Below are 26,313 nucleotides of genomic sequence, written 5' to 3' on the forward strand. Positions count from 1 at the left end.
ACTATCATGCTTAAGAGAATCCTGCTGCTCGCCCTCATGAGCCTGCTTGCCGCCCATCAACTGCTTGCCCAAGCCCCACCCACCAGCCCTCGGTTGTCTGCTGCCGATGAAGCTGCCATTCAGAAAGTAGTGCAGCAGATGACGACGAATTTTTCCAATCACCGCTTCGAGGATATGGCGGCCTACACCACGCCCGATGTAAGCTGGGTGAATATTGTGGGCATGTGGTGGCGGGGCCGGCCGCAGGTGCAGGGAGCCCACCAGGCCATTTTCGACCAGATTTTTTCAGGCGTCACCTTCACGCCCGGCCCGCCGGTGGTGCGGGCCATAACGGCCGATGTGGCCCTGGTGAACCTGCGCTGCAAAGTAGGCGCCTTTTATCCCCCGGATGGTGTGAACCGGGGCACCAACAAGATGGGCGACAACGAGGACCTGCTGACACTCGTGCTGGTGAAGCGCCAAGGCCGCTGGCTGCTGACGGCGGGCCACAACACAGAGATTGACGCTGCCGCAGCTGGCAACGACCCCGCAGGAAAGAGGTGAGGCCAGGCTGAGTGCTGGCCCTAGTCGGCGCAACCATTACCGCTGGACTAAGTCGCAAGTACGTGCCCGCGCCGTAACTTGCCCCTTCCGTACACTTGCGTGCCGTTTCCGATGCCGTTAATTGAAGTTGTTTCCGCCGAGCAAAAGCGCCTTTTCCGGGACTTCCCCGGGCAGATCTACCGCGACCATCCGGCCTGGATCCGGCCCATGGACGACGACCTGGAAGCCACTTTCGACCCGGCTCGCAACCCCAATCTGGCCCAGGGCGAGGTTGTCCGGTGGGTGCTCACCAACGCTGCCGGGCAGCCCATTGGGCGGGTAGCCGCCTTCATCAACCCTGCCACCGCCCACACCGACCCCACACTACCTACGGGCGGCATGGGCTTCTTCGAGTGCGTGAACGACCAGGCGGCGGCCAACGAGTTACTCGGGGCCGCGCAAAGCTGGCTGGCCGCCCGCGGCATGCAGGCCATGGATGGGCCTATCAACTTTGGTGAGCGTGACCGGTTCTGGGGCTTGCTGGTGGCGGGCTTTACCGAGCCCAACTACGGTATGTTCTACCACCCGCCGTACTACCAGCAGTTGTTTGAGAGCTACGGGTTTCAGGTGTACTTCAAGCAGTATACCTGTTACCGGCCTGTTTCGGAGCCCCTGCACGCCAGCTTCCATAAGGCGGCGGAGCGCTACGCCCAGGAAAAGCCGGAGTTCCGCTTTGCCCACGCCAACCTGCGCGACCTGGAGAAGATGAGCCGCGACTTTCACCACGTGTACAACCTGGCCTGGGCCAACCACTCCGGCGTGGTGGCTATGCCCCTAGAAAAAGCCCGCGCCCTCGTTCGGCAGATGAAGCCCGTAGTGGATGAGCGCATCGTGTGGTTTGCGTACCACCGAGATGAGCCCGTGGCGTTTTTCGTGAGCTTGCCCGAGCTAAACCAGATTTTCAAGCACGTGGGCCCGCGGCTCGACGTATGGGGCAAGCTGAAGTTTGTGTGGGAGCGGTGGCGTTACCAGCGGCGTCAGCCCAAAAAGATGTTTGGTGTTATCTTCGGGGTGGTGCCGGCCTGGCAGGGGCAGGGCGTGGAATCGGCGATGTTGGTACATGCTCAGCAGGCATTTATCGATGCGGGTTATACCGACATTGAAATGAACTGGATTGGCGACTTCAACCCGCGCATGCTGGCCGTGACGCGCTCTATCGGCGCGCGCATCTACAAAACCCACGTCACCTACCGCAAGCTGTTCGACGAAAACCGCCTCTTCGAGCGGTGCCCCATCATTCGGTAATGCTGAATGTTGAATTATGAATTAGGGGCAAGCTATATTTACCAGAACCATGGTTGCCGCAAGGCTATACTCCTAATTCAGCGTTCAGAATTACCTCATGCAGCTTCAGCACCTGTGGTAGTACCAGATGCTCGTCGTCGTTGTGGATGATAAAATCGGCGCGCTGCAGCTTTTCCTCCTCGCTGATCTGCTTGCCCATGATGCTCACAATGTCGTCGGCGGTGCGATGCGGGTCGCGCAGCAGCACCCGGGCATGGCGCACCGGCTCGGGCGCGAATACCGTTATAATTCGGTCGAGCTGCTTGTCGGCGCCTGATTCGTAGAGCAGCGCGGCTTCTTTCAGAATGTAGGGCTTGCCTAGCTGTGCCTGTGCAGCAGACCACTCGGCAAAGTCGCGGCCCACGTGCGGGTGCACCAGCGCATTGAGACGGGCCAGCTGAGCGGGGTCGTTGAAGGCCAAGCGCGCCAGATAAGGCCGGTCCAGCTGCCCATCAGCCCCAAATACGGCCGCGCCGAAGGCTCCTATCAGCTCCTGGCGCAGGGCCGTATCGTGGGCCATTACCCACTTGGCGCGGGCATCTGAGTCGTAGACCGGCACGCCCAGCACCTGGAACACGCGGCACACCACGCTTTTGCCCGAGCCTATACCGCCCGTGATTCCGATACGTAGCATACGAGGTAGGTTAATGGCGGGGAGAATACCGCGACAATGACACGCGCACCAGCGGCGTGAGCAGGCGGGCCCCGCGCACGGGTGGCTGGGTAGGCATCAGCAGCGGCTGCAAAGTAGAGTCGGCCACGTGGAGCTGGCCGAAGTCGAGCAGGGCGCGCACCTGTTTGAGGTCGAGGTGGGCCGTGTCTTCGGCAAAGCTTTGCACTTCCACCCTTAGCATCACGGGCCGGATGGTGTAAGGCTGGCCCACGGGGAAGTTGTGCAAAGCCGGCATCACCGAAATAACCTGGCTCACCAGCGGCCGGGGCTGCAAGCGCACTTTCACGTTCTGCACGTCCGTGTTCACCAGGTTAGGCCCGCCAATGGGCACCCGGATGCTGCCGCTGCTGCTACCCGCCGGGGCCTGCGGCAAATGCACCAAGTACGGGCTGGCCAGGCGGGCAATTACCTGCGAAGGCCCCCGGAACGTGATGCTGTCGGGCTGGAAGCGGGCGACGAAGGGTAGGGCCGCCCCATCAGCCGAAGGGCTGAGCATGAGCGGCAAACGGCGCGTCACCAGCCGGTCGAACTCTACGAAGATGGTGTCCGTCAGCACGTAGTTCAGCTGCAGGCCTTCCATAGCGGCCAGCAGCGCCGGGCGCATCTGCAGGCCGGCCACGTAGCGCGTGCCGGGCAGCCGCTCCAGCTGAATCTCGGCGGGGCGCACGTCCAGCATCAGGGAGCGGCGCAGCAGCTTCCAGCCGCGGCCGGTCACGTTCACGGCTACCTCACGGGGCAGGGGCTGCACGGGCACGTAGCGCCGGGCGTCGTAGCGCCACTCCAGCGGGTAGGTGATGCGCGTAGTGTAAACTTTATTGAGGGCGTTGAGCAGCCAGAACGTAGATGCCGCCAGAAAACACGCCGTTATGGCCCGCCAATAGCTGCGCTCCTGCCCGGAAAACGGGCTGATAAACCAACGGGCGATATTTCGGGCGTTCAGCAGCGACACATCCGGCGGAGCTTGATGAGGTTAGGCAGCAGGCTCCGTGGTGGCAGCAGCGGCCGGCGCAGCGGGCGTACCAGCCTGCCGGGCCACGGCCGAGCGGTCGAAGCGCAGGCGGATGCCCCGCTCCACTTCCAGCACCACGGTTTCGGGCGTCACATCTATTACTTTGCCATGCAGACCGCCAATGGTTACCACGTTGGTGCCTTTGGCAATGCTTTCCCGGAATTTCTTGGCGTCGCTGGCCCGGCGCTGCTGCGGCCGGATCATGAAGAAGTACACAATCAGGCCGATAACGACCGGAAACAGCAGGGAGGTGTAGTTTTCACCGGCCGGGGCGGCCTGCAACAGAAGCGTCAGGAACATGAAAATAATGTGCTAATGTGGTTGAATGTGCTGAAGTGCTAATGGGTTGGAAAGGTACTAGGTGGAAATGGGCTGAGGTGCTAATGAGGGAATGTGTTGAAAAACAGCTCAAAACACTCCCCACATTAGCACCTCAGCACATTCCCACTAATTAGCACATTACAAAACTGCTACTGCCGTACCGGGCCAGCCGTGCCGTCGGGCAGGATGTTGGTTTTGATGGCAATTTTGTTGACGCTGGGCTGGGTATTAGCCTGGATGGAAATTTCCTTGTGCTGCACGCCCGACTTGCCCTGGCTGTTGAATTGCACCTCGATGGTGCCTTTCCCGCCAGGCTGAATGGGGTCTTTGGTCCAGTTGGGCGTGGTGCAGCCGCAGCTGGCTTGCGCGTTGCTGATCAGCAGCGGCGACTTGCCGGTGTTGGTGAACGAGAAAGTATGGTTTACCACTGCGCCAGGCTTGATGTCGCCAAAGTCGAACTCCGTTTCGGTGAAGGTCATGACCGGCGCATTGGGGTTCGGCGTCTCCGATTCCTCCGTTGCGTTGGGGTTGTCCACGGTGGGGTTAGCCACATCGGCGGCAGCAGTAGCGGCGGCGTTCATGCCTTCCGTGCCATCGGCAGAAGCTTTGTCGCGGTTGCAGGCGCCCACAAACAGGCCAGCCGACAGCAACAGCGCAGAAAACAGCGTACGTTTCATAAAACAAGCAAAGTGAAAGTGAGCCGGGTATGCGCGGCCCAACAGGTTTGAAATCAAATGTACGGCTTGCGGGCCGAAAACGAGTTACCTAGGGTCAGTTGTCAGACGCTCGTAAACAGGTAGCTGACCAAATACCCAGAAACGAGTTGTCAGTTGCTTGTTATCGGCAGGCAGGCTGCCTAACAGGCACGCTGACTACCGACAACAAACAACTGACAACAGCAAACTACTACGCTACCGCTTACTTACCGAGGTTGTCGATAATGGCCTGGGCAAACTCGCTGGTGGAGGCTTTGCCACCCAGGTCGCCAGTGCATTTTTCTTTGTCTTTCAGCGTGATTTCCAGGGCTTTTTCCAGCTTGTCGGCGTGCTCATGCTCACCAATGTGGTGCAGCATCATCAGAGCCGAGCGCAACAGAGCGGTGGGGTTGGCTTTGCCCTGGCCGGCAATGTCGGGGGCCGAGCCGTGGACGGCTTCAAAAATGGCCATGTCGTCGCCGATGTTGGCACCAGCTACCACGCCCAGACCGCCTACCAGCCCGGCGCACAGGTCGGAGAGAATGTCGCCAAACAGGTTGGTCGTCACCACCACGTCAAACTGCTCGGGCTTGTTTACCAGCTGCATGCACATGTTGTCGATGATCTTATCCTCGAAGATGATGTGCGGAAACTCGTTGGCGGCTTCTTTGCCGGCGTTGAGCATCAGCGTGCCAGCCATTTTCAGGATGTTGGCTTTGTGGGCCAGCGTCACCTTCTTGCGACCGTGCTTGGCAGCGTAGGCAAAGGCCGCGCGGCAGATTTTGCGGGAGCCTTCCTTGGTGATGCGGTTAAACGAGTCGGCGATACCCAGCCGCTCGTCGTACACTTCCAGGCCGGAATACAGGCCCTCGGTGTTTTCGCGGAACAGCACCAGGTCGATGCCCTCGTAGCGCGTCACGATGCCATCCGTGGTTTTGGAGGGACGCACGTTCTGGTACAGGTCGTACTTCTGGCGCAGCGTCACGTTGATGCTGCGAAAACCCTTACCTACCGGCGTAGTGATGGGGCCTTTCAGGGCCACGCGGTTTTTCTCCAGCGAAGTCAGCAATGCCTGCGGAATCAGCTCGCCCGACTGGTCGAAGGTCGTCTGGCCAGCGTTCTGCTCTTCCCACTGCACGGGTACCTGCGCCGCCGCAAAAATGTCCGTTACCGCTTTGGTGATTTCCGGCCCAATGCCGTCGCCAGGAATAAGGGTGATGATATGCATCTTGGTATGAAAATGTGCGAAATGTGCGAAATGTGAAAAATGTGGAGAATGTGCTACCAGAAGGATATTTCACCCTCTGGCACATTCCAGCACATTTTTCACATTCCACACATTTCCAGGTTACAGTGTGGAGCGCCGGGAGTTGATTTGGTTGATGAGCTGATCAACGTCGCCGAGCAGCTGCTCGGCCTTGTCCTTGGCATCCCGAATCACGCGCTGGCCTTCCGATTTGGCCGAGGAAGGCGCTACATCGGTGCGGCTGGTCACGAGGCTTTCGGTAAGGTCGGCCAGGGTTTCGCGGTATTTTTCCAGCTGATAGCTCAGCCAGCTGCGCGTTTCGCGGCCTTTTTCGGGGGCGTACAAGATGCCGAGCACGGCCCCGGTGAGGGCGCCGCCAGCGAAGCAGAGAAGACCGGTAGTGGTTTTGCTACCCATAGTTGCGGAAGATGAGTACAGAGGTGGGAAAGAGAACAGGTGGTACTACGCAAAACTCGGCGTTTGGGTACCTGCCGGATGAAGTATCGGGGGTGAATATAGAAAACGAACCATACTCTCCCCTATTCCGCTATTGGTTGTCCAGCAGCCCGCGGCCCGATTTACGGATGGCGCCACTGGCCGTCAGATCCTGCGCCAGCTTATCCAGGATACCGTTCACGAACTGCTTGCTCTTGGGTGTGCTGTAGAGCTTGCTGATTTCGATGTACTCGTTGATGGTCACCTTCACCGGAATAGCCCGGAACAAATGCATTTCGCACAGGGCCATCTTCAGGATAATCTTGTCGATGAGGGCCACGCGCTCCACGTCCCAGTTCTGCACCGATTCGGCAATGAGCTTTTCGTACTTAGCGTCGTCGTCCAGCGTCTGCTTATAGAGGCTTTCGGCGAACTCCTTGTCGTCCTGCCAATTAGCCGAAAGCGACATAAGCTCCAGCTCGTCGGTGGCGGCTTCGTCCAGCATCTTCACCGTTTTCAGCACCAGGCTTTTCACGATGGGCCGGTTTTCCTCCCAGTTCAGGTCGTCTTCTTCCAGGAAGGTGGGCATGGCAGTGCCTTTGAACACGTATTCCTTGAAGAGGTACTTCAGCATTTCCTGGTCGGCGGCGTAGTCACCGGCCGGGGAAGCCAGGTAGCTGTGCACCTCGGCATCGGCCCGAATTTCGTTGCGCCAGGCTTCACGCAGGGCTTCCATTTCTTCCTGCCCGCTCCAGTCCATGCGGCGGCGGATGGTGAGGTCCTGCAGCTGCTTGTTGTCGGCCAGCTTCTGAAAAACGGGGTTTTCTTCCAGGCGCGTGGTATCCAAGCGGGCTTCCTTAGGCGCCGTATAGCGCCGCGACTCCCGGCTTTTCTCTTCTTCAAACACCTGGAGCAGCGCCGAGGGCACGTTCAGCAGGTGAATGTACTGGTCGTGGATGCTCTCGGCCGCGTGCACCAGCTGGCCGCCGTAGAAGGTGGCGTCCTTGGCTTTGCTTTTCTGGTAAAACTTGATGGCCTCGCTCACCGCCTCGTTCACCTCCTTGTCGTCGGTGGCTTCGGGCTCCTCGCCTGTTTTGTACCACTCCCGGAACTGCACCTCGGCCAGCTTGCGCTGGCCCTGCAGCACGCGGCGGTCCTGGGGCTCGGGCGAAGTCAGATCAGGCGCGAAGTCATCCGCAAAGCGGTCAATGGCCAAAAGCATATCCGAGCCCTCGGCCTGATGATAGGCGTACAGGGCCTGCATGACCTTAATGCGGAGCGTGCGACGGTTGAGCATGGGTTGTTGGGGGTCTTAGGGTCTTGGGGACTTGGGGACTTGGTTGTCGTTCGGCTTCATTCAAACTCCTGAACAAAAAACCAAGACCCCAAGTCCCCAAGACCCTAAGTCCCTTTTTTAATAGGTTGATTTGACCTTACCGAGGGCGGCAATGCGCTCCTCGGCCTGCCGGATGGCAGCGTGTTGGGGGTGCGACTGTTCCTGCTCGGCTTTCTGGAAAACCTGCAGGGTGTAGTCGTATATTTTTTCGGTTTGGGTGAGGGCCGACTGGCGGCTGCCGCCAATCACCTCAGAGTACACGTTGATCAGGCCGCCAGCGTTGATCAAGAAGTCGGGGGCGTACAGGATGCCGCGCTCTACCAGGCCGGGGCCATGTACTTCCTCGTCCTTCAGCTGATTGTTGGCGCAGCCGGCCACGATGCGGCACTTCAGCCGGTCAATCGTGTCGTCGTTGATGGTGGCGCCCAGGGCGCAGGGCGAGTAGATGTCAACTTCCTGGTCGTAGATTTCGTCGAGGCTCACGGCGCGGGCGCCGAAGCGGGCGGCGGCTTCCAGGGCGCGGTCTTCGTAGTAGTCGGTCAGCACCAGCTTGGCACCTTCTTTCTGCAGGTATTCGAGCAGGTAGGTGCCCACGTGGCCCACGCCCTGCACGGCAATGCGCTTGCCGGCCAGAGAGTCGGAGCCGTATAGTTTCTTGGCGGCGGCCTTCATGCCCATGTAGGTACCGTAGGCCGTCACCGGCGACGGGTCGCCGCTGCCGCCCATGCTTTCGGGCAGGCCGGCTACGTGCTTGGTTTCCATCCGGATGTACTCCATGTCCTTGGTGGTCATGTTCACATCCTCGGCGGTGATGTACTTACCGTTCAGGTTTTTCACGAAGCGGCCAAACTTGCGCAGCAGGCCTTCGGTCTTCATCGTTTTGGCGTCGCCGATGATGACGGCCTTGCCGCCGCCCAGGTTCAGGCCCGAAATGGCGGCCTTGTAGGTCATGCCGCGCGAGAGGCGCAGCACGTCGTTCAGGGCTTCGGCGTCAGAAGCATAGTGCCACATGCGCGTGCCGCCCAGGGCCGGGCCCAGCACCGTGTTGTGGATGCCAATGATGGCGCGCAGGCCCGTTTCCTGGTCGTGGCAGAACACGACTTGCTCATGCTGATGCTCGGCAATCTGGCCGAAGACCGACGTATCGGTCAGGGTTTGTACTTCTACCATGGGGTGGGAAGAAATAAAAGGGTGGGTGGGAAATGTGGGGGTGGTGGGAGCGGTGGGTACTATCTTTGGGACGCCGCCCGCACAACGGGCGAGTGGCGGGGCCGGAACGTTGCACCATCCAAAGCAGTAGTACGGAAAACGGCGGGGTAACGAACGTCTTTCCCCGGCTTCGGTCCGCCCTTTTGGCGCTGGTTTGGGCCCTGTCCCAATTCGGGTGCAAAAGTAACCCATTTTCCGGTCCCGGTCGTTGCCGGCCTTTATCAAACCGTTACGCCTCGCGGCGGTTTTCTGTCTTTACCTTACTCCGTCGTGCGCGCGCTAGCTTCTACCAACCAATACCTGTTTCGCTACAAGTGGCATTTCCTGGGTGGGGTGCTGTTCGTGGCGCTGAGTACGCTGCTGGCCATTTTCCCGGCCCAGATTGTGCGCTACGCCTTCGACCTCGTGGGCGAAGGCATCGACCTGTACCACTTGTACGCCGGCACGCCGGCCCAGCGCTTTGTGTACGAGCTGTTTGGGCGCCACGTGCTGCTCTACGGCCTGCTGATTGTGCTCATGGCGCTGCTGCGCGGCATCTTCCTGTTCTTCATGCGCCAGACGCTCATTGTGATGAGCCGCCTCGTTGAAAACGACCAGAAAAACGAAATCTACCAGCACTACCAGAGCCTGCCGCTGGCGTTCTACCGCCGCCACAGCACCGGCGACCTTATGTCGCGCATTTCCGAGGACGTGGGCCGGGTGCGCATGTACATCGGGCCGGCCATCATGTACTTTCTGCAGCTGGTGGTGCTGTTCGTGCTCATCGTGCCGCTCATGCTGATGGTGAACGTGAAGCTGACGCTGTACACGCTGCTGCCGCTGCCAGTCCTGAGCGTGAGTATTTTCTACGTCAACAACCTGATTGAAAAGAAGTCCGACGAAATCCAACGCTCTTTGGCCAGCATGACGACGTTCGTGCAGGAGGCCTTTTCGGGTATTCGGGTGCTGAAGTCGTTTGTGCGGGAGGAGGACTCGCACCGGCAGTTCGCGGTGGCCTCCGAGGATTACAAGCAGAAGTCCCTGAGTCTAAACTTTGTGAACTCCCTGTTTTTCCCGCTGATCTTGTTTCTGGTGGGCCTCAGCACCATCATCACCGTGTGGGTAGGCGGCCAGGAAGTTATCCGGGGCACCATCACCACGGGCAGCATTGCCGAATTCCTGATTTACGTGAACCTGCTCACCTGGCCCGTCACGGCGCTGGGCTGGACCTCGTCGCTGGTGCAGCGGGCGGAGGCTTCCCAGGCCCGCATCAACGAGTTTCTGCACCAGCACACGGACATCGTGTCGCGCCAGAACCTGGCCCGGGAAATTCAGGGTGACATTGTGTTCGACCACGTTTCCTTCACCTATCCCGACACCGGTATTCAGGCGTTGAAAGATGTGTCGTTCCGCATCCGGCCGGGCCAGACGCTGGCCGTCATCGGCAACACCGGCTCGGGCAAAAGCACCATTGCCGTGCTGCTCTGCCGCCTGTTCGACGTGACGGAGGGCAGCATCCGGATTGACGAAGCCGACGTACGCGACTTTGCCCTGACTTCGTTGCGGGAGCAGATCGGCTACGTGCCCCAGGATGTGTTCCTGTTTTCCGACTCCATCCGCAACAACATCAACTTCGGCCTCGACCAGCCCGACGAAGCCCGGATGCTGCAGGCCGCCAAGGACGCCAACGTGCACGAAAACATCCTGCGCTTTCCCGAGGGCTACGATACCAAAGTGGGCGAGCGGGGCATCACGCTTTCCGGGGGCCAGAAGCAGCGCGTGAGCATTGCCCGAGCCCTGGTGAAGGAGCCCAAAATCCTGATTCTGGACGATTCGCTTTCGGCGGTGGACACGAACACCGAAAATGCCATTCTGGCCAGCCTGCAGCGCATCATGCACAACCGCACCAGCCTCATCATCTCCCACCGGGTTTCCTCCGTGAAGCTGGCCGACGAAATCCTGGTCCTCGACGATGGCCAGATTGTGCAGCACGGCACCCATGAGGTGCTCATGCAAGACGAGCAGGGCCTCTATCGTGCCCTCTACGAGCGGCAGCTGCAAAGCGAAGAAACGCCTCTATAATGTGCGAATGTGGTTGAATGTGGGGAATGTGCTAATAAGGCGTATCATTAGCACATTCCCCACATTCAACCACATTCGCACATTAGCAACCGCACATCAGCAAAGCAGCGCGGTGGCCGCTGCCAGCTCCCATGGCCAAGCCCATTCCGTTGCAGCGCGCGGCCACGAAAACGTGGGGCTCGACTTCCTTGATAATCGGCTCCAGCTCCTCACCAAATGCCATGACGCCGCTCCAACGATAGTCGATGCGGGGGTGCTGGCCGGGCAGGATAACGCGGTGGAGCAGCTGCTCCAGCCGCTCCTGCACAAGGGAGGTCAGGCCGGGTGCGGTGGTGACTTCGGCGGCAAAATCGAGGTTGCGGCCACCACCCAGCAGTACGCGGTTGCCCACCGTCCGGAAATAATAGTAGCCTTCATCGTAGTGAAAGGTGCCGCGCAGTTGCAGGTTGTTGATGGGCTCGGTTACCAGGACCTGCCCGCGGCCGGGCGCTACATCAAGACTTGGGAAGAACTGCCGGGTGAAGGCGTTGGTAGCCAGCAGCACCTGCCCGGCGCGAATGGGTCCGGCGTTGGTTTGCACCCGCACTTCAGTTGCCTCACCGCTCACGGCTTCAACCGCGCAACCGTGCAGCACTGTCACGCCTTCCTGCCAGGCCCGGCGCAACAAAGCTTCCATCATCCGGCCGGTATCCAGGCTGCCTTCGGCGGTGTTTTGCAGCATGGTTTCTACCCCGTTCAGGCCCATAGTCCCAACAAGGCTGGTGGCGTCCCGGAAAATCTGCCTGGTACCAATGATGGGCGCCAGTAGCTGGTTGTAGTAGCCTACGTGGCTGAGGCTGCGTTCGGCTAGGTCTTTGTCCTCGGGCCGAAACAGCTCAAATCCGCCCACGCCCTCATACCCGATAACCTCGTCGCCGAGCAGGCTGCGCAGCCGCGCCAAGCCTTCCCAGCGGGCCTGCACTACCTGCAGCAGCGCGGCCGTGCCATTTTTCTGCTCCTGAGCCAGCAGTTCCGAGATGCTGCCGAAACAGGCAAACCCGGCATTTTTGGTGCTGGCGCCGTTGGGCAGCAGGTCGCGCTCCAGCACGCACACCCGGGCCGTGGGCCGCAACTGCCGGGTGTAGATGGCCGCCGACAACCCCACAATACCACCGCCCACAATCACCACGTCGTAGTGCCCCAGAAACGTCTGCCGCTCCCAGAAGGAAAAGTTTTGGCCTGCTATCATAGCCCCGAAGATATCAGCATAAAAAAAGCCCGCGAACCGGAATTCGCGGGCTTTAAAGTTTTCGAGAGCTTGCCGTTGGCTATTTGCCCAGCATCACGCGCTTCATGCCCGTACGCTCTCCGGAGGTGCATTTGATGATGTAGTAGCCCGCGGGCAGGTTGCTCACGTCGATGGTGGCTACGTCGTCGCCCGATACCAGGTCGCTCGTTACTACGGGGCGGCCGGCCTCATCATTCACTTCCACGCGGGTGGGGCCGTTAGCGTTGGTGCGCACCTGCATCCGCTTGGTAATAGGGTTATTTTCAAGGCGTACCTTCAGCGTGGTGCTATTGGGCGCGGCCGGTGCCAGCTTATCACTGATCAGCGCGGGCGGCTCGGGGGCGGCTTCGGCCGGCGCAGCCTTGGCCCCGGCAGCAAGGGGCTTGGCGGCAACGGCCGGTTTCGGGGCCGCAGGCTTTACGGCAGGCTTGGCTCCGGCTACCGCCGGTTTGGCGGCAACTTTAGCAGCGGGGGCCTTGGCGGCGGGTTTAGCGGCGGGCTTGGTTTGAGCCGTAGCCAGCTGGGCACTCGCAGAAACCAGCAATACAGCCAAAAGAGAGGAGAAAAGCTTCATAAGGAACTTGGGAAAAGCAAGCGGACAAGCCAACGGTAAAAATACGATTTTCTCTAGTTGCATTGCATAAACCACGCCAGGAAAGCTGTTTTTTTCACCAAGCCATCCACCTGATTTTCAGCCCAGAGTGTATATAGCCGGTAGCTTTGGTGAATTTTCTACCGCCAAACGTTGCGATTCTACTGAAAAGCCGCTTACATTTGCAACTCAATTCCTCGGGGTGTAGCGTAGCCTGGTATCGCGCCAGCATGGGGTGCTGGAGGTCGTAGGTTCGAATCCTGCCACTCCGACCGAAGAATTACTGTCCGAAAAGCCTCTGGGAACCCCACCCGGAGGCTTTTTTCGGCAGAAGAAGAGAGTAACTGCCCGCTTTCCCTAGCGGGGTGTAGCGCAGCCCGGTAGCGCGCGTCGTTCGGGACGACGAGGCCGTAGGTTCGAATCCTGCCACCCCGACACTGCTACTCTCTTGCCCAAACCGCCCGCTGAACCAGGTTCAGCGGGCGGTTTGCGTTTTCAAACTCTGGAAAAAGATATTTTCCGTTTTTGGAACTTTTTCGACGAAAACTAGAACATCATCTAGAAAATGGCAGGATAGTTGGAACGTGAGCGGTGTCTAACCTTTCACGCCCTTTCTGAGCTATGAAAAAACTTTTCTTAAGCGTGGCAATTGTAAGCCTTTCGCTAACAGCTACCCATGCGCAAATCCCAGTCAAAACGATTATGGTGGGTGGAAGGATTAATTACTTCCAAAATAACTCGCATACTGAAGAACAAATTAGCAGTCCTAAAACTACAACGTCTTCCCGATCATTTGGTATCTATCCACAGGGCGGTGTATTTATAAGAGAGAACATTTTACTGGGGATATCAACTGGCTTTAACGCTAGTAAGTCGACAATTAACTATCCAGATGGCAAGAGTGAAATTCGTTTTAAGAGTTTTAGTACAGGTCCTTTTGCACGTTATTATAAATTTATTGCTGATCCGGTAGCGTTAACTCTCACTACTGGAGTCAACTACACTAGAGAATGGCAAGAAAATGAGTCAACGGGAATAAATAACAGTAACAGAGGCAATAGTTTCTCTACCCATATCACTCCAGGTATCGTCTATTTTCCTAGCCCGAAGGTGGGGATAGAAGCCTCAATCGGCGGCGCATACTATACACATAGTAGTTTAGAAGAACATTATTATAATACCAATACTGAAGTTCGCAGAAAGTCAAAAAGCAACTCTCTCGGCTTAAATCTTGGGCTTAGTCAACTCCAGATTGGCATTTCTTGCTATCTAGGCCGTTAAGCCAATTTACAACGCGAAGGCCCGCTGGAAAGTATTCCAGCGGGCCTTCTTGCTTCGGTATATGGCCTACTTCACCAAAGCCAGCACCTCTACTGGCCCCTGCGCCGGGAAACGCTCTACGTATACCTTGCCCAGCTTAATCTTCTGAGCTTCCGCAAAGTGCTTGATGCCGGAATAAAGCCGGTCGGGGGCTACCATATAGCTGGCTTCTACCCGCGCCCGCACCACGCGCTGGCCGCCATTGAAGGTGCTATAGCGGTAGCCGCTGGGCAGGGTTTGGGTAGTGGTATCGGCCACAATCAAGCCGACGAAGGCTTTTACCGTGTCGCCAGCGGCTTCGGGGTCATTGTAGTACACGTTGCCCAGGTCGCCGCGCAGCTGGCCGCTTTCCTGCAGTTGCTGAGCCTGCCGAAACAGCGGCCCAAACTCCTTGCTATCGGCGCGCCCCTGGAAGTAGCGGCCGGCCAGATATATGGGTTGCGAAGTAGTTATCAGCGTTACCTTAGGCGTACGGAAGCCGCCCAGGTACGCGTAGATACCAGCCGCCACGGCTGCTACGCCGAGGAAAAGCAGAAAAAGCCAACGAGTCATTCAGCAAAGTTAGGGGTGATTAGGCCAACGCATCTTTGTACTGCATCTGGTAGAGCTGCGTGTAGTAGCCACCCAGGCGGAGCAGTTCCTCGTGGGTGCCGCTTTCCTTGATTTCGCCCCGGTCGAGCACGATGATGCGGTCGGCTTTCTGAATCGTGCTCAGGCGATGGGCAATGACGAGGGACGTGCGGCCCTGCATCAGCTTTTCAATGGCCTGCTGAATCAGCTCTTCCGTCTCGGAGTCAACCGAGGAAGTGGCCTCGTCCAGGATGATGATGCGGGGCTGGTAAACCATGGCGCGCACGAAGGAAATAAGCTGGCGCTGGCCTACCGAGAGGGTAGCGCCGCGCTCCATCACCTGGTAGCTGAGGTCGCCGGGCAGGCGCTCAATAAAGCGCCGGGCGCCGACCAGGTCGGCGGCCTGCCAGATCTGCTCGTCGGTGATGTCGGCGTTGCCCAGGGTGATGTTGTCCCGAATCGTGCCCGCGAACAGAAACACATCCTGAAGTACCACCCCGATGTGGCGGCGCAGGTGCTTGAGGTCGTACTCGCGCAGGTCGTGCCCGTCGATGCGGATGGTGCCTTGGTTTATTTCGTAGAAGCGACTCAGCAGATTGATAATACTGGTTTTGCCCGCACCCGTAGCGCCCACGAAGGCCACCGTCTGGCCGGCCTGGGCCTGGAAGTTGATATCGCGCAGCACCCACTCTTCCTCGTTGTAGGCAAACCACACGTGGTCGAACTCCACGTCGCCGCGCAGGGTGGCGGGCGTGTAGGTGCCGTTGTCGGCAATCAGCTCTTTGCTGTCCAGCAGCTTGAGCAGGCGCTCCGTGCTCACCAAGCCCAGCTGCAGGGTATTGAACCGGTCGGCAATCTGGCGGATAGGGCGGAAGAACAGCGCGTTGTACATGATGAAGGCAATGAGGGCGCCCTTGGAGATGGTGCCCTCAATCTGGCCCTGGGCCGCGTACCACACCAGCAGCCCCACCCCTACCGCCGCCAGCACTTCGGCCACCGGGAAGTAGATGCTGTAGTAGAGTACCGAGCGGATGTTGGCGCGGGTGTGCTCCCGGTTGATCTTCTCGAACTTGCGAAACTCGCGCTGCTCGTTGTTGAAGATCTGCACCACGTTCATGCCCGTCAGGTGCTCCTGCACAAAGGAGTTGAGGCTGGCCACGGCTGTGCGCACTTCCTGGAACGACTTCTTTACCTTCTCCTTGAACACGTACGTGCTGAACAGCAGCGGCGGAATCACGGACAGGCTCACCAACGTCAGGCGCCAGTCGATGTAGAACATGAAGGCCATGATGAACACCAGCTGCAGAATGTCGCCAATCATGGCCGCCAGCCCTTCGCTGAACACGTCGGACAGGGTTTCCACGTCGGAGATGTTGCGCGTCACGAGCTGACCGATGGGTGTGCGGTCGAAGAATTTAAGGCGCAGATCCAGAATATGGCGGTAGAGGTCCACCCGAATGTCGCGCACGATGTACTGGCCCAGCCACCCGCCGAAGTACGTCTGCAGGTAGCTTACCAGGGTGTGGGCCACCAGCAGCACAATCAGCAGCCCGAACATCTTGTTTACGCCCACCATGTCGCCCTGCTCAATGCTCACGTCCACCATCCGCTGAATGAGGAAAGGACGCAGCGTGCCCAGGGCAGCGGTGGCAATGGTCAGAAAAATCAGGAAGTAGAAGATGCGCTGGTAGGGCCGCACGTACGTCATCAGCCGGCGCAGCACCTGCCAGTCGAAGATATTGCCGGTTTTAGTGGCCGTAGTGGTTTGCTCCATGTAGTGCTAGGTAATGAGGTAACAGGTGAAACGCTGTCATTGCGAGCGAAGGGAAGCAATCCGTCCTGGGCAACGCACAAAGCACAAAGATGTGACAAACCCTTCACCGTGGTGGTCAAAAGATTTCTGGGTTAAAGATGTTCAGCACGTTGTCCAGGACGGATTGCTTCGGCTACGCCTCGCAATGACAACCTGTTACGTATTACCTGTCACCCCATCACCTGTCACCCTGCCGCAAAGTACGGCAAACCTACGGGCAGGGCCACGCCGGCTACCAGCTCGGCGGGATATTCTACCCGGCACAGGAACAGGCCCTGGGCAGCAGCTGCGCCGCTGGCGTGTACGCGCTGCAGGCTGTGCAGGACTTCGCCATACTGCGCCGGCGTGAGCTTGCCCCGGCCCACATCCAGCAGCGTGCCCACTACCAGCCGCACCATGCCCCGCACAAAGCGGTTGGCGCGGATCTGAAACACCAGCCCGCCCGGCACGCGGTGCCAGCCCGCTTCGTAGCAGTGGCAGCGGTAGTGCTTTTCGCTGCCTTTCACCTTCGAAAAGCTGGTGAAGTCGTGGGCACCCACGAGGTGAGCGGCGGCTTCGTTCATAGCCTCCACGTCGGGGGCGCGGTCCAGGTACAGCGTGTGCGCGGGGCTGAACGGGTCGGGCACGAGGCGCACGTGGTACTGGTAGGTACGGGCCGTAGCATCGAAGCGGGCGTGGGCCGTGGCGGGCACCGGATGCACGGCCTGAACCCGGATATCCGGGGGCAGTGCCCGGTTGAGGCGGTAGAGCAGCGTGGGCAGATCAAGGCTCTCGGGCAAGTCGGCATCGAAGTGCGCCACCTGGTGGCTGGCGTGCACGCCCGAGTCGGTACGGCCGCTGCCCAGGCAGTATACCGGCTGGCGCAGCACCTGCGAGAGGCGCCGGTCCAGCTCCTGCTGCACGGTGCTCATGCCCGGCTGAATCTGCCAGCCATGGTACTGGGTACCATCGTAGGCCAGATGAAGAAAGTAGCGCACAAGTAAATGGTTGAGAGTTGAAGGCTATATGGCTGATAGCAGACAGAAAGAGGGTAGCCGGACCGGGCGGCCCCACTACCCTCCTGTTGGCTGACGTAAGGCCGCAAGTCGCCTTATACCTTCTCGTAAATCACGGCGGCGCCCTGCCCTACGCCTACGCACATAGCAGCCAGTCCGTAGCGCACACCCTCACGGCGCTGCATCTCGTGTACCAGCGTGGCCGTGATGCGCGCTCCGGAGCAGCCCAGCGGGTGCCCGATGGCAATGGAGCCGCCGTTCACGTTTACCTTGGTCATATCCAGGCCCAGGTCGCGGATGCAGGCAATGCTCTGCACGGCAAAGGCTTCGTTGAGCTCAATCAGGTCGATGTCGTCCAGGGTGAGGCCGGCGCGCTGCAGCACTTTCTGAATAGCTGGCACCGGCCCGATGCCCATGTAGGCGGGGTCAACGCCGGCCACGGCCGAGGAAACCACGCGGGCCATCGGCTTCAGCTTGAAGCGCTCCAGCGCGTCTTCGTTCACCAGTAGCACGGCGGCGGCACCATCGTTGATACCGGCCGAGTTGCCGGCCGTCACGGTGCCATCTACGGGCTGGAAGGCAGGCTTGATGGTGGCCAGCTTTTCCAGCGACGACAAGCGCGGGGCCTCGTCGGTGTCGAACAGGGCGGCATCACCTTTAGGCTGGTGGATGAACACGGGCACGATTTCGCGGCGGAATCGGCCTTTCTCGTTGGCGCGCTGGTACTTCAGCTGCGAGTCGAAGGCAAACTGGTCCTGCTCCTGGCGGGTGATGCCATAGCGCTTGGCCACGTTCTCGGCCGTTTCGCCCATGGCAAAGGGGTGGTGCAGCTTCGAGAGCTTGGGGTTCACGAAGCGCCAGCCCAGAGTGGTGTCGTGGGCGGTGAAGTCGCGGGCAAAGGCGGTGGACGACTTGGCCACCACAAAAGGCGCGCGCGTCATGCTTTCGGCACCGCCGGCCAGGTACACGTCGCCTTCTCCGGCCTTGATGGCCCGGGCGGCGTCGATGATGCTTTGCAGGCCCGAGGCGCACAGGCGGTTTACGGTGTTGCCGCCCACTGACAAGGGCAGACCGGCCAGCAGCGCGGCCATGCGGGCCACGTTGCGGTTGTCTTCGCCGGCCTGGTTGGCGGCGCCCATAATTACGTCTTCAATGGCGGCTTTATCTACGGAGGGGTTGCGGCGCAGCAGCTCGCGCAGCACGTGCGCGGCCATGTCGTCGGGGCGGACGCTGCTCAGGGCGCCGCCGAATTTGCCAATCGGCGTGCGGACGGCGTCCACAATATAGGCTTGGGGCATGGAAGGTAAATGCGGTTTTTCCGGTGGTTGTTGGCTACTTTTGCCGGCCCCGGCGCGGCCGGGACCCTGTCGATTCAATCAACCCACAAAGATGATACAAAGAATTCAAAGCGTATTCCTTCTGTTGCTGGCGCTGGCCATGCTGAGCGTCGTTTTTCTGCCCATCTGGTCGAAAACCGACCCACTCACGGGCAACGAAGTGGTGCTGACGGCCACCCAATTAGCCTTCACCAAAGGCCAGGGGCCGGCTACCAGCACCTGGCCCATTGCGGCGCTGGCCGTAGCGGCGGCGGCCGTGGCCGTGTTTGAAATATTTCAATTCCGCAACCGCCTCCGTCAGCAGCAGATCGGCACCTTCAACTTGTTGCTCATCATGAGCACCATCGGCGCGGGTTTCTACTACTCCGGCATCGGGGAGCGGCTGCTCAACATCAAAGTACCCGGCACCTTCGAGGCAGGGTTCTACCTGCCCACGCTGGCGCTGCTGCTCAACGTGCTGGCCAACCGCTTTATCCGCCGCGACGAGAAGCTGGTGCGCAGCATGGACCGGCTGCGGTAGCTTAGTAGCCAAACAAAAAGAAAGGCTTCCTTGTTCAGGGAGGCCTTTCTTTTTTAGGTTTTGTGGTCAACTACCGGCGGGGCTGCTGGCTTACGTATTCCTGCAGTTCCTTCACGTTTGAGCTAAAGCTGAACAGCTCGTATACCTGGTAGAAGTTCTGCGGATCGATCAGCCGGCCGTAGGCGTACTTGGCCAGCACCACCCGCTGGTCTTCAAAGCTGAATACCCGCAACAGGCGCTTGAGGTCCTCGGTGCGCAGAGCAACGCGGGATAAGCCATCCTGCAGAATGCCCAGCTTGTCTTTATCGAAAGCCTTGCGCTCAGCAGCCCGCACCAGGGCTTCTACTTCCTGGGGTTTCATCACGGAGGGGTAGTTATTGCGGTAGTCGTCGGCAGGGCGGCTCTGGGCGCTGTACTGCTGCAGCTCCTTCACGTTGGAGTCGAAGTTGAACAGCTCATACACCTGGTAGAAGTTCTGGGGGTCAGCCACGTGGTCGTAGGCGTACTTGGCCATTTCCAGGCGCTGACTCTCAAAATCGAAGCCGCGCAGCAGGCGCTTCAGCTCCTGGGTGCGGATGGCCGACTGGGCCAGGGCTTCCTGGGCAATGGGTAGCTTGTCTTTGTCGAAGGCCTTGGTTTTCAGCACGCGGAGCAGAGCATCCACATCGGCGGCGTTCATGAGAGTGCGGTAGCGGCCGGAGTAGTCAGGACGTCGGTCGTCGCGGCGGTCCTCGTCCCGGTCGTCGCGCCGGTCATCATCGCGCCGGTCGTCATCGCGCCGGTCGTCGCGGTTGTCGTAGCTGCCGTCACGGTCGTCGTTGCGGCTGTCGTAGCCGGCGTCGGGGTTGCCGTAGGGGCCGGGATAGTCGTTGTAGTGCGGGTTACGGCGCCATGGGCCCCGCATGGGCACCGCCGAGGCTTTGCGCAACACGGGCGGGTAGCCCTGGCGCGTCACCAGCACGTAGCTCGATTCGTAGCCGGCTTCCAGAAAAACGCGGGTACGATACTTCACGTAGCCCCGACCGGCCGGCACCCGGAACTCGGCCCAGTGGGAGCCGGGCTGCACCCGGTCCAGGTACACTTCCCGCGCCACCCGGCGGGTGAGCAGGTTGCCATCAAAGATGAGCTTGAAGGGCACCCCGCGCTCCGAAATAAAGTTGACGTTGGCCGGGGCGGCGAGAAGTTGCGCAGCCCATAGCAGGAAGCTGCAGCAGAGAAGTAGGGCCTTTTTCATGGCAGAGCGGATAAGCCGGGCCATGTAGCTGGCCCTTGCCGGAGCTTTTTCCAAGGATTATGCCAACCCGGAACTTTCTCACTAGGCCGGCTGTTAGCGCGCGCCTGTTCCGCCCATGTTCTTCCCGGTACGCTCATAAAAAACGGCCGATACAGAGCGTATCGACCGTTTTCAGCTCAAGAAAAAATCCTGCAGGTTACTGCGAAATACGCGTCACCTTAAACTCGGTGCGGCGGTTGCGCTGGTGCTCATCTTCGGTGCGGGCATTTTTCAGCACGGGCCGGGTTTCGCCGTAGCCTTTGGCCGTAATGCGGTTCTTAGCAATACCCTTAGAGATAATGTAGTTCACCGCCGACTGCGCCCGCTTCTGCGAAAGGCTCAGGTTGTAAGCGTCCTTGCCGCGGGAGTCGGTGTGGGAGCTGAGCTCGATAGTAATTTTGGGATTGTCGACCAGCGTCTGCACCAGCTTATCCAGCTCCAGAGCCGCATCGGGCCGGATGTTCCACTTGTCGTAGTCGTAGAAGATGTTTTCGACTACAATGGCCTTGTTCACCACAATCTTGTCAAGGGTGAGTGTCACGGGCAGCTTGATGTCGTTCTGCGCGGCCGGCAGCTCATCCTGCGTGGGCACCTTGCCTACGGTGGTCAGGCTCTGGCGGGCCGTGAAGTAGCCAGTGCGGTCGGCTACCAGCGCATAGGTGCTGGCCGTATCCAGCTTGAAGCTGAACTTGCCATCGGGACCCGACTGCGTGGTTTGCAAGCGCTGACCGTTGCGGCCCAGCAGCGCGACCTCCTCGCCCGCCAGGGGCTTGGTTTCGCCGGTTTTGGAGTCTTTTTCCAGCAGCGTGCCGTCGGCGAAGAGCGTGACCAGCTTAAGAGGCTTGCGGCGGAACAGGTACAGGTCATCGGAGCCCTTGCCGCCGCTGCGGTTGGAGGAAAACACGCCCGCATCCTTGGCCGTGAAGAAGGGCGCAAAGTCGTCGGCGGTGCTATTGATGGGGGCGCCCACGTTTTTCACCGCGCCCTTCTCTACCCGGAAGATATCAAGCCGGCCCAGGCCGGGGTGCCCATCAGAGGAGAAGTAGAGCGTACCATCGGGGGCCACTGCCGGAAAGTTTTCGTTGCCGGGCGTGTTGATTTTGTCGCCCAGGTTTTCGGGGGCGGAAAAGCGGTTGCCTTCTTCCAGCGTAGTCTTATAAAGGTCATTGCCCCCGCTGCCGCCGGTGCGGCTGGAAGAAAAGTACAGCGTGCGGCCGTCGGGCGAGAAGGCGGGCGAGAAGTCGTCGGCGGTTTTGCTGTTGAGGCCCCGCGCCAGCACCGGCTCCGTCCACTCATTTCCCCGGAAGTACGACACAAACAAGTCCACGCTCTGGTAGCCTTCCTTGGCCTGCTTCTTGGTGCCGTTGTTGGAGCGGGCAAACACCATCGTCTTGCCATCGGGCGAGTAGGTGGCGCTGGCCTCGTGCTTGTCGGCGGTGTTGAAAACGGGCTCCAGGCGCCGGATGGACCGGCCGCCGGTCAGCTGCGGCTCGCCCGCCAGCGTCACGGCGTACAGGTCGTTGAAGCCTTCCCCGTTGCCCAGGTACTTCTTGCCGTCGCGGCCCGAGGCAAACACCAGCTCCTTGGTGGTAGGGAAGATAGTAGCGCCAAAGTCCGAAGAAGGCGAGTTCACCGAGTCCAGGGCCTGCACTTCGTTGTTGGTGCGCTGAGCCAGCAGCTCGGGCACCAGTTTGGTGTTCTTGGCTTCCAGCTCGGCGCGGGGCACCAGCTTGGCGTTGGCTCCGTTCTGGGCGTAGGCTTCAAACTGCGTGGTAGCTTCCTCGTATTTGCCGTTGGCTTTCAAGGCTTCGGCGTAGTAGAACTTGGCGTCATTGGATTTCACCCCGCCGCCAATGGCCGAGTTGTAGTAGTCCTCGGCCTGCTCGATGCGGTTGGACAGGCGGTAGGATTCCGCAATGCGGAAGTTGGAAAACGCGGTGCGCTTGCCCTTTTTCACGTCGGCTTTGTACAGGGGAATGGCTTCCTCGTACTCGCCCCGCACAAAACGCCGGTCGGCCTTGGTGAGCTGGTCCGAGGCGCTGCAGCCGCTCAGCCACCCCGTGGTGCCGGCCGCTGCGCATAGGATTAGAAATTTCCGCATAGGAATAGAAGAAAAAAGGTCGGGCTGAAGCTTCCGCTCAGGCAGGTAACGCTGGCCGCCGCCGAGCAAGTATAAGCAGTTTGGACAGGATTGTACCGCGCTCAAGCTGGCGAGGTTGCTGCCGCCGCGAAATACCGGGCCAGCCAGGTAGCGCGGGCCGGCGCGGGCCACTGCTCGCGCAGCTCGGCGCAGGTGGCCACGGTGTTGTTGAAGTAGGGAGTATCGGGTTTCAGGTGGCCCTCCGCCACGGCGCCGCGCAGAGCCAGCCGGTCCAGCAGCTGCACTTCGCCGGCCACCAGAAATGCCAGCCGGGCCTTATCCAGGAGCTGAACGTCCAGCAGTTCTTCCAGTTCGCGCACAAAGCGCACGGAGGCATCAATGGAACAGCCACTGGCATCGGCTACGGCCTCGTCCAGCCCGATAACCAGAAACTGCCGGTGCAGGACTTCGGCGGAGGCGGCCAGGGTGCGGCCGTGGCTGGTCCACTCCTGGGCGAACTGCCGCAAGGCTGGCTGCATGTCCACTATTTCAGCCTCCGTGAAGGGCCGGCTGGCCTGATAAATCCACACGCGCGCCGAAGCAGGCAACTGGTCGAAGGGAACGTACACGGACTTCAGATTTTACGGATGAGAAACGGATGTGACAGATAAGCGGCCAGTAAGCTGCCCGCCAAAACACCTATCTTACTACAAATAAACAGCCCCGCCCGGAAGTTCCGACGCGGGGCTGTTATTCGGTTGGCTGTTATGAGTTGCGAGTTGCCAAAGCTCTATCAACTGGCAACTCATAACTCGCAACTGATAATTAAGCATTCAGACCTTCGGCGGAGGCAATCAGCTCGGCCAGGTCGAACACCTGCACGTCCGACTCCCGCTCTTTGTTTTTCACGCCGTCGGCCATCATGGTCATGCAGAACGGGCAGGCTACGGCAATGACGCTGCCGCCGCGGTTGGAGCCAGCGGGCAGCACCGGGGCGGTGCTTTCCACGCCCTGCAGGTTCAGCAGCACATCGGCGTCGCCGTCCAGGGTGGCCAGGGCTTCCTCGGCGCGTTCCACGTTGATGTCTTTTTTGCCGGGCTCGGGCTCTTTCCACATCTGGGCGCCGCCGGCTCCGCAGCAGAGGCCATTGGTTTTGCAGCGCTTCATTTCCAGTAGGTCGGCGTCCAGCACTTCCAGCACGGCGCGGGGTGCCTCGTAGATGTTGTTGGCGCGGCCCAGGTAGCAGGAGTCGTGAAAGGTGATGCGGCGGCCCTTGAACGACTCCCCGCCCTCGGCCTTCACCTTGCCCTCGTTGATGAGCTGCTGCAGGAAAGTACTGTGGTGAATCACCTCGTACTCGCCGCCCAGCGCGGGGTACTCGTTCTTGATGGTGTTGAAGCAGTGCGGGCAGGCCGTTACCACCTTCTTGATGCCGTAGCCATTGAGGGTAGTAATGTTCTGCATGGCCTGCATCTGAAACAGGAATTCGTTGCCGGCGCGCTTGGCCGGGTCGCCGGTGCAGCTTTCTTCCATACCCAGCACCGCGTAGTTCACGCCCACGTGCTCCAGAATGCGCACGAAAGCCCGCGTCACGCGCTTGTAACGGTCGTCGAAGGCGCCGGCGCAGCCCACCCAGAACAGAATTTCCGGCGTTTCGCCCCGGGCAGCCAGGTCGGCCATCATCGGAACACTTACTTGGCGCTTGGCAGTTAATTCAGCCATTATAGTAGTGAGTAGTCGGTATTGAGTATTGAGACAGGAGAAAAAGAGAAGCAGCAATGGTTTGGGTGAAGCAGAGCAATCAGAACATAGATGTCTCACTACTCATTACCCAATACTCACTACTTCTCCGCCACGAACAGGTCGTCGGCCCAGTTGAAGCGGTCCGAGGGTGAGAAGGCCCAGGGCGCCCCGTTATTTTCGATGTTGGAGAACATGACGTTGAGCGAGTTGGGCGCGGCCGACTCTTCCAGCACCAGGAAGCGGCGCATTTCCACAATGCTTTCCAGCGGGTTAATGTTCACCGGGCAGGCTTCCACGCAGGCGTTGCAGGTAGTGCAGGCCCAGAGCTCCTCAGGTGTCACGTAGCCGCGCAGCAGGGTGTGGTTTTCGCGGTCCAGCTGTTCCTGCGGGTCGTGCTTGGCTTCCTTGCCGTAGAGGTTGGGGTTGAAAATCAGCGGTGAGTTGTACTTCTCCTCTACCCTGTCGCGCGTGTCCATGATGATTTTGCGCGGAGAAAGCAGCTTGCCGGTGATGTTGGCCGGGCAAACTGAAGTGCAGCGGCCACACTCGGTGCAGGAGTAGGCGTTCAGCAGGTTGGTCCAGGCCAGGTCGTTCACATCCTTAGCCCCGAAGGGAGTAGGCGCGGCGGCGGAGCCATCGGGCTCCGTGGCGGGGGCGGGCACCTGGTAGGTGGGGTCCATCATAGCCTTCACCTCGTGGGTGATACTGTCCACGTTCGAGAACTGCCCCTGCGGCACCAGCCGGGAGTAGTAAACGTTCGGGAAGGCCATGATGATGTGAAAGTGCTTGGACGAAGGCAGGTAATTCAGAAATAGCAGAATGCCCACGATGTGCGCCCACCAGCCCACGCGCTCCAGCACGTGCAGGGCCGTAGGGCTGTCGGGTAGCAGACCCGTGAGAAACTGGCTGATGGGAAAAGCGCCGGGCAAGCTGGCGCCGTGCAGCTTCAGGTCGGCGGCATTCATCAGGAACAAGGCCGCCATCAGTACCACTTCGATGTAGAGAATGACGTTGGCATCAAGCCGGGGCCAGGCGCGCATTTCCGGGCCGGTAAACCGACGTACGCCTTTTACATTACGGCGCCACCACAACGCCGCCACGGCCAGTACCACCAGCGCGCCTAACACCTCATTGGTGCCGGTGAGCAGTGAGTACAGCGGCCCCAGGAAGCTCAGCACCCGGTGCGTGCCGAAAATACCGTCAATCAATATCTCGATGACTTCGATGTTGATGACGATAAAGCCAATATACACGATGAGGTGCAGAATGGCCGGCGTGAGGCGCTTGAACATTTTCTGCTGCCCGAAGGCCACCAGCAGGGTTTTCCACAGCCGCTCATTCACGTGGCCGCTCATGTCCCGGTCGCGCCCGACGAGGATATTGGCCCGAATCTTCCGCGCTTGCCAGGCAAACAGGCCGAAGCCCGCCACCGCCACCAGCAGGAAGAGGATGTTTTGAATAGAAAAGTGCACGGAGAAATGGGTAGGTTTGGGGTTTAGGCCGAAATATACTCGGTATGCATAATAAATCCTGTCTTTTTCCGGCCGGAAAGATTTTTTTACCCTACGGCTTGCAGGTTGAAATTGGTTTGCTACTTTTGTGCTCCCCAACGGTCATACGGGCCTTTTGCGGGAAGATGGTAATGTAGCTCAGTTGGTAGAGCACAGCACTGAAAATGCTGGTGTCGTTGGTTCGATTCCAACCATTACCACCGGAAAGCCCTCTTTGCAGCCTGCAAAGAGGGCTTTTTTATTTCTTCCGTACAAACCCGGCTATTCTGTCTCCGCGGCTTTTTTTCGTGGATCTGCCCGTCCAAAACGGGTGAACCTGCCGGATGTCGCCGGAAATTCTTTTTCCGGCCGGGTACTATTCCTGTCGGGTTTCGGTTGAAGAGTTATATGTTGCCACTTGGCAACGACATCTTCGCAATTTTGTGGATGAGTGGCCTGCGC

The 26,313-nt window shown here is 59.6% G+C and carries 24 protein-coding genes and 3 tRNA genes; 8 read left to right on the top strand and 19 right to left on the bottom strand.

Going from position 1 to position 26,313, the window contains the following annotated elements; all coding sequences use genetic code 11:
- Window positions 1–6: 6 nt before the first annotated feature.
- Complete coding sequence (locus LRS06_RS09635; RefSeq protein ID WP_257871298.1) at window positions 7–543, top strand: SgcJ/EcaC family oxidoreductase; 537 nt, start codon at window positions 7–9, stop codon at window positions 541–543.
- A gap of 111 nt (window positions 544–654) precedes the next feature.
- Window positions 655–1,827, top strand: coding sequence for a hypothetical protein (locus LRS06_RS09640; RefSeq protein WP_257871299.1), 1,173 nt, complete (start codon window positions 655–657; stop codon window positions 1,825–1,827).
- A gap of 64 nt (window positions 1,828–1,891) precedes the next feature.
- On the opposite strand, the gene coaE is transcribed toward LRS06_RS09640, so the two are convergent.
- The 8 genes from coaE to LRS06_RS09680 form a co-directional block, all read right to left on the bottom strand.
- A complete protein-coding gene (coaE, locus tag LRS06_RS09645) occupies window positions 1,892–2,500 on the bottom strand; it encodes a dephospho-CoA kinase (protein WP_257871300.1) in 609 nt (202 codons plus the stop codon).
- A 10-nt stretch (window positions 2,501–2,510) separates the two neighbouring features.
- On the bottom strand, window positions 2,511–3,488 hold the full coding sequence (locus LRS06_RS09650) for a hypothetical protein (RefSeq protein WP_257871301.1): 978 nt from the start codon (window positions 3,486–3,488) through the stop codon (window positions 2,511–2,513).
- A gap of 21 nt (window positions 3,489–3,509) precedes the next feature.
- Complete coding sequence (gene yajC, locus LRS06_RS09655; protein ID WP_257871302.1) at window positions 3,510–3,848, bottom strand: preprotein translocase subunit YajC; 339 nt, start codon at window positions 3,846–3,848, stop codon at window positions 3,510–3,512.
- Between the two features lie 170 nt (window positions 3,849–4,018).
- The gene (locus LRS06_RS09660; protein ID WP_257871303.1) at window positions 4,019–4,546 is read right to left on the bottom strand and encodes a DUF1573 domain-containing protein; all 528 of its coding nucleotides are present in this window, start codon (window positions 4,544–4,546) and stop codon (window positions 4,019–4,021) included.
- A gap of 241 nt (window positions 4,547–4,787) precedes the next feature.
- Window positions 4,788–5,792 carry an isocitrate/isopropylmalate dehydrogenase family protein gene (locus LRS06_RS09665; RefSeq protein WP_257871304.1) on the bottom strand — a complete coding sequence of 335 codons (1,005 nt, stop codon included), beginning with the start codon at window positions 5,790–5,792 and terminating at the stop codon, window positions 4,788–4,790.
- Between the two features lie 120 nt (window positions 5,793–5,912).
- Entirely contained in the window at window positions 5,913–6,227 is a 315-nt protein-coding gene (locus tag LRS06_RS09670; protein ID WP_196955492.1) for a YtxH domain-containing protein, read from the bottom strand.
- A gap of 130 nt (window positions 6,228–6,357) precedes the next feature.
- Window positions 6,358–7,542: a transcription antitermination factor NusB gene (nusB, locus tag LRS06_RS09675; RefSeq protein ID WP_257871305.1), complete on the bottom strand. Its 1,185-nt coding sequence runs from the start codon at window positions 7,540–7,542 to the stop codon at window positions 6,358–6,360.
- Between the two features lie 117 nt (window positions 7,543–7,659).
- Entirely contained in the window at window positions 7,660–8,751 is a 1,092-nt protein-coding gene (locus tag LRS06_RS09680; protein ID WP_257871306.1) for a Glu/Leu/Phe/Val dehydrogenase dimerization domain-containing protein, read from the bottom strand.
- Between the two features lie 309 nt (window positions 8,752–9,060).
- Between LRS06_RS09680 and LRS06_RS09685 the strand changes: the two genes are divergently transcribed.
- Entirely contained in the window at window positions 9,061–10,851 is a 1,791-nt protein-coding gene (locus tag LRS06_RS09685) for an ABC transporter ATP-binding protein (RefSeq protein WP_257871307.1), read from the top strand.
- Between the two features lie 82 nt (window positions 10,852–10,933).
- On the opposite strand, the gene LRS06_RS09690 is transcribed toward LRS06_RS09685, so the two are convergent.
- Together LRS06_RS09690 and LRS06_RS09695 are read right to left on the bottom strand one after the other, a co-directional pair.
- On the bottom strand, window positions 10,934–12,079 hold the full coding sequence (locus LRS06_RS09690; RefSeq protein WP_257871308.1) for an FAD-binding oxidoreductase: 1,146 nt from the start codon (window positions 12,077–12,079) through the stop codon (window positions 10,934–10,936).
- Window positions 12,080–12,158: 79 nt separating this feature from the next.
- Window positions 12,159–12,692, bottom strand: coding sequence for a T9SS type A sorting domain-containing protein (locus LRS06_RS09695; RefSeq protein ID WP_257871309.1), 534 nt, complete (start codon window positions 12,690–12,692; stop codon window positions 12,159–12,161).
- Window positions 12,693–12,908: 216 nt separating this feature from the next.
- Between LRS06_RS09695 and LRS06_RS09700 the strand changes: the two genes are divergently transcribed.
- From LRS06_RS09700 to LRS06_RS09710, 3 genes are all read left to right on the top strand, one after another.
- Window positions 12,909–12,982 (top strand) — tRNA-Pro (locus tag LRS06_RS09700).
- Window positions 12,983–13,071: 89 nt separating this feature from the next.
- Window positions 13,072–13,145: transfer RNA gene (locus tag LRS06_RS09705), tRNA-Pro, on the top strand.
- Between the two features lie 186 nt (window positions 13,146–13,331).
- A complete protein-coding gene (locus LRS06_RS09710; RefSeq protein ID WP_257871310.1) occupies window positions 13,332–13,991 on the top strand; it encodes an outer membrane beta-barrel protein in 660 nt (219 codons plus the stop codon).
- 66 nt (window positions 13,992–14,057) lie between these two features.
- On the opposite strand, the gene LRS06_RS09715 is transcribed toward LRS06_RS09710, so the two are convergent.
- The 4 genes from LRS06_RS09715 to LRS06_RS09730 form a co-directional block, all read right to left on the bottom strand.
- Entirely contained in the window at window positions 14,058–14,582 is a 525-nt protein-coding gene (locus LRS06_RS09715) for a hypothetical protein (RefSeq protein ID WP_257871311.1), read from the bottom strand.
- Between the two features lie 19 nt (window positions 14,583–14,601).
- Window positions 14,602–16,374 carry an ABC transporter ATP-binding protein gene (locus LRS06_RS09720; RefSeq protein WP_257871312.1) on the bottom strand — a complete coding sequence of 591 codons (1,773 nt, stop codon included), beginning with the start codon at window positions 16,372–16,374 and terminating at the stop codon, window positions 14,602–14,604.
- Window positions 16,375–16,598: 224 nt separating this feature from the next.
- Window positions 16,599–17,390: a tRNA pseudouridine(38-40) synthase TruA gene (truA, locus tag LRS06_RS09725; protein ID WP_257871313.1), complete on the bottom strand. Its 792-nt coding sequence runs from the start codon at window positions 17,388–17,390 to the stop codon at window positions 16,599–16,601.
- A 113-nt stretch (window positions 17,391–17,503) separates the two neighbouring features.
- Entirely contained in the window at window positions 17,504–18,706 is a 1,203-nt protein-coding gene (locus LRS06_RS09730; protein ID WP_257871314.1) for an acetyl-CoA C-acyltransferase, read from the bottom strand.
- A gap of 91 nt (window positions 18,707–18,797) precedes the next feature.
- Here LRS06_RS09730 and LRS06_RS09735 point away from each other — a divergent pair, with 91 nt between their 5' ends.
- Window positions 18,798–19,265, top strand: coding sequence for a DUF4293 domain-containing protein (locus tag LRS06_RS09735; protein ID WP_257871315.1), 468 nt, complete (start codon window positions 18,798–18,800; stop codon window positions 19,263–19,265).
- A gap of 70 nt (window positions 19,266–19,335) precedes the next feature.
- Here LRS06_RS09735 and LRS06_RS09740 read toward each other — a convergent pair whose 3' ends face one another.
- From LRS06_RS09740 to LRS06_RS09760, 5 genes are all read right to left on the bottom strand, one after another.
- Window positions 19,336–20,499 (bottom strand): DUF4476 domain-containing protein, encoded by a 1,164-nt coding sequence (locus tag LRS06_RS09740; RefSeq protein WP_257871316.1) that lies wholly within the window; start codon window positions 20,497–20,499, stop codon window positions 19,336–19,338.
- Between the two features lie 196 nt (window positions 20,500–20,695).
- Window positions 20,696–22,639 carry an OmpA family protein gene (locus LRS06_RS09745; RefSeq protein WP_257871317.1) on the bottom strand — a complete coding sequence of 648 codons (1,944 nt, stop codon included), beginning with the start codon at window positions 22,637–22,639 and terminating at the stop codon, window positions 20,696–20,698.
- 101 nt (window positions 22,640–22,740) lie between these two features.
- Window positions 22,741–23,247, bottom strand: coding sequence for a hypothetical protein (locus LRS06_RS09750; protein WP_257871318.1), 507 nt, complete (start codon window positions 23,245–23,247; stop codon window positions 22,741–22,743).
- Between the two features lie 196 nt (window positions 23,248–23,443).
- Window positions 23,444–24,298 carry a (Fe-S)-binding protein gene (locus tag LRS06_RS09755; RefSeq protein ID WP_185890103.1) on the bottom strand — a complete coding sequence of 285 codons (855 nt, stop codon included), beginning with the start codon at window positions 24,296–24,298 and terminating at the stop codon, window positions 23,444–23,446.
- A gap of 161 nt (window positions 24,299–24,459) precedes the next feature.
- Entirely contained in the window at window positions 24,460–25,833 is a 1,374-nt protein-coding gene (locus LRS06_RS09760) for a (Fe-S)-binding protein (protein ID WP_257871319.1), read from the bottom strand.
- 166 nt (window positions 25,834–25,999) lie between these two features.
- On the opposite strand from LRS06_RS09760, the gene LRS06_RS09765 reads away from it, so the two are divergent.
- Window positions 26,000–26,072: transfer RNA gene (locus LRS06_RS09765), tRNA-Phe, on the top strand.
- Window positions 26,073–26,313: the final 241 nt, after the last annotated feature.

It is taken from the genome of Hymenobacter sp. J193 (assembly GCF_024700075.1).
In the GTDB taxonomy this organism is placed as follows: domain Bacteria; phylum Bacteroidota; class Bacteroidia; order Cytophagales; family Hymenobacteraceae; genus Hymenobacter.

Bases quoted from the DNA above. Each gene is read 5' to 3' on its own strand.
- LRS06_RS09635 (WP_257871298.1), top strand. From the start codon at position 7: ATGCTTAAGAGAATCCTGCTGCTCGCCCTCATGAGCCTGCTTGCCGCC.
- LRS06_RS09640 (WP_257871299.1), top strand. From the start codon at position 655: ATGCCGTTAATTGAAGTTGTTTCCGCCGAGCAAAAGCGCCTTTTCCGG.
- coaE (WP_257871300.1), bottom strand. From the start codon at position 2,500: ATGCTACGTATCGGAATCACGGGCGGTATAGGCTCGGGCAAAAGCGTG.
- yajC (WP_257871302.1), bottom strand. From the start codon at position 3,848: ATGTTCCTGACGCTTCTGTTGCAGGCCGCCCCGGCCGGTGAAAACTAC.
- LRS06_RS09660 (WP_257871303.1), bottom strand. From the start codon at position 4,546: ATGAAACGTACGCTGTTTTCTGCGCTGTTGCTGTCGGCTGGCCTGTTT.
- LRS06_RS09665 (WP_257871304.1), bottom strand. From the start codon at position 5,792: ATGCATATCATCACCCTTATTCCTGGCGACGGCATTGGGCCGGAAATC.
- LRS06_RS09670 (WP_196955492.1), bottom strand. From the start codon at position 6,227: ATGGGTAGCAAAACCACTACCGGTCTTCTCTGCTTCGCTGGCGGCGCC.
- nusB (WP_257871305.1), bottom strand. From the start codon at position 7,542: ATGCTCAACCGTCGCACGCTCCGCATTAAGGTCATGCAGGCCCTGTAC.
- LRS06_RS09680 (WP_257871306.1), bottom strand. From the start codon at position 8,751: ATGGTAGAAGTACAAACCCTGACCGATACGTCGGTCTTCGGCCAGATT.
- LRS06_RS09690 (WP_257871308.1), bottom strand. From the start codon at position 12,079: ATGATAGCAGGCCAAAACTTTTCCTTCTGGGAGCGGCAGACGTTTCTG.
- LRS06_RS09695 (WP_257871309.1), bottom strand. From the start codon at position 12,692: ATGAAGCTTTTCTCCTCTCTTTTGGCTGTATTGCTGGTTTCTGCGAGT.
- LRS06_RS09710 (WP_257871310.1), top strand. From the start codon at position 13,332: ATGAAAAAACTTTTCTTAAGCGTGGCAATTGTAAGCCTTTCGCTAACA.
- LRS06_RS09715 (WP_257871311.1), bottom strand. From the start codon at position 14,582: ATGACTCGTTGGCTTTTTCTGCTTTTCCTCGGCGTAGCAGCCGTGGCG.
- LRS06_RS09720 (WP_257871312.1), bottom strand. From the start codon at position 16,374: ATGGAGCAAACCACTACGGCCACTAAAACCGGCAATATCTTCGACTGG.
- LRS06_RS09730 (WP_257871314.1), bottom strand. From the start codon at position 18,706: ATGCCCCAAGCCTATATTGTGGACGCCGTCCGCACGCCGATTGGCAAA.
- LRS06_RS09735 (WP_257871315.1), top strand. From the start codon at position 18,798: ATGATACAAAGAATTCAAAGCGTATTCCTTCTGTTGCTGGCGCTGGCC.
- LRS06_RS09740 (WP_257871316.1), bottom strand. From the start codon at position 20,499: ATGAAAAAGGCCCTACTTCTCTGCTGCAGCTTCCTGCTATGGGCTGCG.
- LRS06_RS09745 (WP_257871317.1), bottom strand. From the start codon at position 22,639: ATGCGGAAATTTCTAATCCTATGCGCAGCGGCCGGCACCACGGGGTGG.
- LRS06_RS09755 (WP_185890103.1), bottom strand. From the start codon at position 24,298: ATGGCCGACCTGGCTGCCCGGGGCGAAACGCCGGAAATTCTGTTCTGG.